The organism is Moorena sp. SIO3I6 (genome assembly GCF_010672095.1).
The window spans coordinates 1-6,171 of record NZ_JAAHHU010000279.1; the positions used below are offsets into that span (position 1 = coordinate 1).

The window sequence follows — 6,171 nt, forward strand, 5'->3', positions numbered from 1 at the left end:
GGTCTTTTTCTTCACGATATCGCTGTTCCAAGGCGTCACAACTCAGGTGGGGCTTCAGGGTCAACCTTTTGGGCATAAAACTTACCATGCTCTGTCTTAACAGTAAGTATACACCCGGATTTGATATAATTTATGTTTATCAAAAATCAACCAAACCAACTCAATAAAATTAATTCAACACGTAAAAGTCTCAAAACGTAACTACTCCCACCACTAAAGTAGGCGGGAGCTGTCAAACCGGAAGTGTTAAGGCACTTTTAGCTGAACTTTACCTTGATTTCCCCTTAGTTACCTGGAGACTGAAACCCTCCCCGGTTTAACATTTGACGGGCATCCCGTCCAGGAGTGTAGCTGTAACCATACCCACCATTGCGGTCTGTGTCATCCATAATTTGAGGGGTCACCAGGATAATCACTTCAGTACGCTGATTCTGCTTATCGGTGCTTCTGAACAGAGCACCAAGTAAGGGAATATCACCCAAAATTGGCACCTTCGATACCGTTGTGCGGTCAGTGTCCTGAATAATGCCAGATAGAATTAACGTCTGACCATCCCGCAGACGAACTAGTCCAGAGCTGAGTTCTCGGCGACTGAGGAATGTGATGGTGTTTTGTGCATTATCACTGTTAAAATCTTGAGTTCCGGAGGGGGCTGTGATCGACGGAGCTGTAGATAAGGTGATAAAACCATTGTCGTCAATTCTCTCAACATTGACCGTTAGCACTAAACCAGCCTCTTCAATAACCGGGGTGATGGTTCTAGTGGTAGCACCACCGTCTGTGTCTATATCTGTCCTCACACTGGTCAGTACTTCCTGAACCAACCGGACACTAGCTTCCTGCCCTTCTTGGATGACTAGAGTTGGGTCGGTCAGAATCTTGGCGTTGTTGCTGGTAATCTGAGCCTCCAACGTTAATAAAAACTTATCAGGGAACTCAAATAGAGAAGGAAGGGCAAACTCAAACCCGTTTTCATCCACTTCCTGCACACCTGGCTGGAATGGATTACTATTTCGACCAAAGCCGGGACGGGCAAAGGGTGATGGAATATTACCTTCAACGAAACCATCAACGATATTATCAAAGGGAGCATTTTGTCTATCGAAGAATATATCACCATCTCCGTCTACAGCTCGAAAATCAAATGGCTCAATATTAGGAAACTGACCACTAATTACATCATCTCTACTGGGGGGATTAACCCTACCGAAATTAACGGCTGCGGCTCCGCCATCACTGACTACAAAGGTATCATTAATCCCAAAGGAGAAACTGGCATTATAGGCATCGATTCCAGACAGGTTAACATCAATAATCTTGACATTTACTGCCACTTGACGGCGACGAGCATCCAACTGTTTGAGTAAAGATGTCGCAATTTCAATTTGCCTGGGCTCACCCACCAGAGATATGGAATTAAGTCGGTCATCGGTAGATACTGCTAATCCCCTCAGCAACAGTGCCCCTTGGCTACCGTCTTCCTGCTCACTGGTAATTGCTCGAATTTCTGGGGGTCGTTCGATTTGTCGCACCACTCGTTGGGTTTCAGGATCGATGATTTCTTCCGTCTCGATTACTACCTGTTGCACTTCTGCTCCCTGAGTGGCTAGGAAAGTAGCAGCCCCTTGAACACTGGCTTGATTGAGCCGTAGAGTACGACTAATTAGATTACGAGCGGCTTGAGGGAGTTTTGCCCCAACAAAAATTGTGCTTCCCCGACGGTTAGCCTGAAGACCAGACAGCTGGAGAATATAGTTGAAAGCATCTTGGACCGGTTCGTTTTCTAAATCAATAGAAATGGTGAACTGTGCTACACCTGAGTCTTCATCTGACTCAGCAAAGGCCAGATTGAGTCCAGCCGAACGAGCCAACAGAGACAAGACTTCTCGAATCGGTGCTTCTCGTAATACTAAACGAGGCACTAGAGTTGCTGTTCCGAGATCTATAGTGCTAGCAGCAGCATTAATATTAGATACAGCAATATCCCCTACTGGTGGTGCTACTGCTCTAGGTAAGAAAGGGGGCGCTGGCGCAATCGGTTGCACCGCATTAGCTGGAGCTGCCGGTATCCCATCAATAATAATTTCTGGCTCAGGTACCAGCACATCTGGCTCAGGAGCGACTATTTCTGGAGGTTCAGGAGTTTCTGAGGGGTTAGCCTCTGGCTCTGGTTCTGGTTCCGAAAGTTCCGCTGGTTTCTCCATCTGTTCCGTTTCAGCATTAGTTCCTCTATTAGGAAATTGAGCCAGCTTCATCACCGATGAGTCTTGGATAGGTAATATCCCCTGATTCTCAGTAGTGGTGTCAATGCCTAAGGTAATTCCCTGAGCGTCCCTTTGGATTAGTGAACTAATTGGGAGTTTGTCAGTGCCTCGAATTGTCACCCTGACCCGGTTGTCATCCAGTTCCTTAACCGCAACCGCACTGATATTGGGTAGGGGGTTTGTCTTACGGAAGTTAGTCCCTTGGGGCAAACTCAGCTGGGTATTAACCAGATCAGCTACCAAGACATTGCCTTGGTTGACAGCAAAAATCTGTGGAGGCTCATTACCCCCTTTTGTCTCAAGTTTAAGTTCCAGTTCACTCCCCTGCTGGTTGAACCGTATGGCACTAACTTGGCTTGCTGCTACTACAGGCTGTGTTGCCCATAAAGCCACTGCTGTAGCCGCGACCACTCCACCACATACTTGAATCTGTCTCACGCTTTATTCCTCAAATCTCCTGACTGAAATCACAGAAATAATCTCATATTAAGGGCTGTTGAAGGTTGACTATTGACTATTGACCGTTGAGACGTTAAAGAGAAAACACTAAACACTCAACAAACAAGAACAACAATAACTATCTCAGCTCCATAAAACAGTAGGTTATCCCAATTTCCAGCAACTTGGCTACCGCTTAATTTCCCCATCTTGCCATCTTGCCATCATTAATTGCTAGCAAGAATATAGCAAGACTAAAGGAACTTAGGATTATTTCTTCTTACCTGACTTTTTCTTACCATCCTTTTCCTCAGCTTTTTCTTCTTCCTCCTTATCCAAATCTCTAGCAGGCATGAGAGCTTCCAGGGTTAAGCTTGTTTTTAACTTAGGTTGAGGACCAGGAACTACTCTACCTTGCTGTAGCACTAGTGTTTGCGGTTCAGTGATTTCAGCTTCTAGGTCTTTGATCAGCAACATCGCTTGTAGCCGCTCAAAGCTGCGCATAATTGACTGGACTTGTTGGAAGCTACCCTCAATTTCCACATTGACGGTTCTCCGTTTTAATTTGCCATCAACTAGGGTTCCTAAAGAGCCATCATTAACTATATTGATTCCCTCGGAATCTGGTTCATATTTAAGCAAAGTGCCTCTAGTATCCTTAACAAAGGTATTGAGATCAAGCAATAAGGTATCCATACTTTTTTCTGTGGAAAACTGACTCAATACCCGGCGGTTTTGCTGTTTAGCTTGCTTGAGTTCCTCCTCTTTCTGTTTTATTTTTTTCTGGAGTACTTCGGGATTTTGGAGGTCATTTTGCTTGGTTGATAAATCATTTTTTAAAGTCTGATACTCCTGCCAAGCCGGTAACATCAGGTTCATCGCTAGATAGAAAGCAGCTGCCAGACCAAGAATAGCAAAGGTAATCCCAGAAACTTGGGGAGTAAAGGTAATGCCGAAGGCAGTAGGATACTCAGGATCTTCCTCCTGACCTTCAACACTCATAAAGTCGTCATCAGTAGCATAGGTCATTGTTGAATCACTCCTTGGGATTGAAGGTTTCTAATCCGAGTCACTAATCCTACTGCTCCTTTACGGTCTAACTCTTTTAAGAGTTCAGAAGCGGGGATATCACTCAGTTTAGTTTTAATAGTATATTCTACGACTTTAGGCAGGGTATATTTGACCTGAGTTACTAATTCTTTTTGACTCTCAGGAATTTCTAATTTGGTGGGATTATTAACTAACTGAGCTTTGAGCAGTTGAGTGTCATTTTTATCGAAAAAGGAAGAATTCTGTAGGGTCAGCAAAAAGTAATTCACATCATCAAAGGTTCGAGCTGTACCGGAAATATCCAGCTCGATTTTAGGTCGTGAGTTAGCGCTAGACTCATCCTTAGAAGCGTTTTTGTCAGTGACTTGCTGTTGCTCGATGTCTTTAATTTGGACTCCGGGGGGAGTGCGCTCACGAATGTCCTGTAACATTGCTGACCAAGGCTTAATTTGATTAAAGACACTGGCAAGAGCATTAGTTTCGTCGTTTACCAGCTTGAGTTCCTTGTTTAGCTTACTAATTCGTTGCTTTTGCGCTCCCAAGGCTGCCAGTTTCTTGTCAACATCAGCAATTTCTTCTTTCAAGCGGGCGTTTTGATGTTGGAGAACTACCCAAAAGCCTCCCACCAATCCAGGTAGGATTAGACCCACTGCAGCTCCAATCAGTAGAGGGGTCATTTCCCCTAGAGCCATCCCTTGTCTACCGCCGACCTCCTGAACAGACTTGATCTCCTCAGGATTTCGGTCTTTTAAAAAATTAATATCAAGACTATACATAGTGCTATACCTCTCGTAATCCTAATCCAAGCACAGTTCCTAAGCTCGGTCGTTGTACCATCGGAATATCTTTCTCCACTTCTAGGGAAAGAGCCGCCACGGGATCCACCTGAATCGTGGGCAAGCTTAACCGTTGGGTAAAAAATTCATCAAGTTGTCCGATACCACCCCCAGGACCAGCTAGTAGGAGTTGGGCTACTTCTAGATTGTCCATCTGATTGAGGTAAAAATCGATAGAGCGCCTTAGTTCATCGGCAATTTCTCCCAAGACTTGGATCAGAGCCACCATCCCTGGATTTACCCCGGTCGAGCCGGTGCGAATGCCATCAACTGGGGTACTGGGAATAGTCATCCCCTGGAGGAGTTCGGTATTTCTAGAGGCTGGTAAATTCATCGCCCGTGATAAAGCACTCTGAAGTTGGTAAGTACCAATGGGAACAGTACGGGAAAACTGCGGTACACCATCTACAATTATCGCAATTTCAGTACTATCAAATTCAAGATCTACCAGAACGGCTGCCTCTTGGGAAGGAAATTGACGCAGTTGTTCTCGGATAGTCCGAATCAGGGCAAAGCTATTAATTTCGAGTACATCTACTTGTAACCCTACCTGCTCAAAGGTATCGAGATAGCTATCGGTGATTTCCTTACGAGTAGCCACCAGCAGGACTTGTACCTTTTCGATTCCATCTTCATCCACGAAGAAGCCCAGTTTCTGATAATCCAAATCCACTTCTTCCCGGGGATAGGGCAAATATAAGCCAGCTTCATGGTTGAGTACCATATCCCGGAGCTCGTTATCATCTAGCTCAGCAGGAATGGGAATAATCCGGATTACTGCTTCCCGCATTGGTAAAGCAGTAGCAACCCGCTCCACTTTGACTTGACTCTCCTGTAGGGCTTCTCGAATCAGTTCCGCTAAACCAGGGGAATCAACAATCTGTCCTCCTTCCCAGATTCCTTCTGGAACCTCATGAGCATATAGGGTGGTAGCTTTGAGGCTCTGACCTTGCCGCTGCAATTGAGCAATATGAATTCGTTCTGGGGCTAATTCTATACCAACACCTTGCTTGCGCCGGGAAAATAAATTTTTCAAACGGTTAACCATATCTAGCAAAGGGAGTAGGGAGTAGGGAGTAGGGAGTAGGGAGTAGGGAGTAGGGAGTAGGAAACTTGGGCTCAAAAATTTTCACAATTGATTTAGGTACCCTATCTGAGTTAGGTAGATGGGGAATTCAGGGAAATTTTTGTATAACCCAGGGTCATGGAAATCAACATTAGGGTGCTATTTATGGTACCCAATCTATCTCACAATCATGACAATTTTTTGATTAATCGTGAAATTGATTATTGTAGGCATTAGCCATTACCCATTACCCATTACCACCAACAAAAGCTTGTGTTCGCAAAAAGTGACCAACTAGGTACAGAGAGCCACAAAGGACAGTAATCTTATCTTCAGCTTCGGCTTTTTTAAAGCTAGCACGGAGTCCTGTCACTAACTCTGGATAAGTACCACAATCGGCTAAGGTAGGACAAATTTGTTGCGCGAGAGTAGCCAAGTAGTCTAGCTCAGCTGAACTATGGTCTGGTACTGGCACTAGGTATAATCGATCCCCTGGTCTGAGCAAGGCATTAAAAAT

At 44.8% G+C, this 6,171-nt stretch carries 4 protein-coding genes and 1 pseudogene; all 5 read right to left on the reverse strand.

Annotated elements, in window-relative coordinates; genetic code table 11:
• Nucleotides 1-284 precede the first annotated feature (284 nt).
• On the reverse strand, nt 285-2,702 hold the full coding sequence (locus F6K49_RS33950; RefSeq protein WP_293103731.1) for an AMIN domain-containing protein: 2,418 nt from the start codon (nt 2,700-2,702) through the stop codon (nt 285-287).
• Nucleotides 2,703-2,972: 270 nt separating this feature from the next.
• Nucleotides 2,973-3,731, reverse strand: a complete 759-nt coding sequence (locus tag F6K49_RS33955) for a hypothetical protein (protein WP_293103734.1) — start codon at nt 3,729-3,731, stop codon at nt 2,973-2,975.
• Nucleotides 3,728-4,528 (reverse strand): PilN domain-containing protein, encoded by an 801-nt coding sequence (locus F6K49_RS33960; RefSeq protein ID WP_293103737.1) that lies wholly within the window; start codon nt 4,526-4,528, stop codon nt 3,728-3,730. The genes F6K49_RS33955 and F6K49_RS33960 overlap by 4 nt, the downstream gene beginning before the upstream one ends.
• Before the next feature lie 4 nt (nt 4,529-4,532).
• Nucleotides 4,533-5,636 (reverse strand): type IV pilus assembly protein PilM, encoded by a 1,104-nt coding sequence (gene pilM / locus F6K49_RS33965; RefSeq protein WP_293027649.1) that lies wholly within the window; start codon nt 5,634-5,636, stop codon nt 4,533-4,535.
• Nucleotides 5,637-5,901: 265 nt separating this feature from the next.
• Nucleotides 5,902-6,171, reverse strand: a pseudogene (locus F6K49_RS33970) (bifunctional folylpolyglutamate synthase/dihydrofolate synthase); the annotation flags it as partial.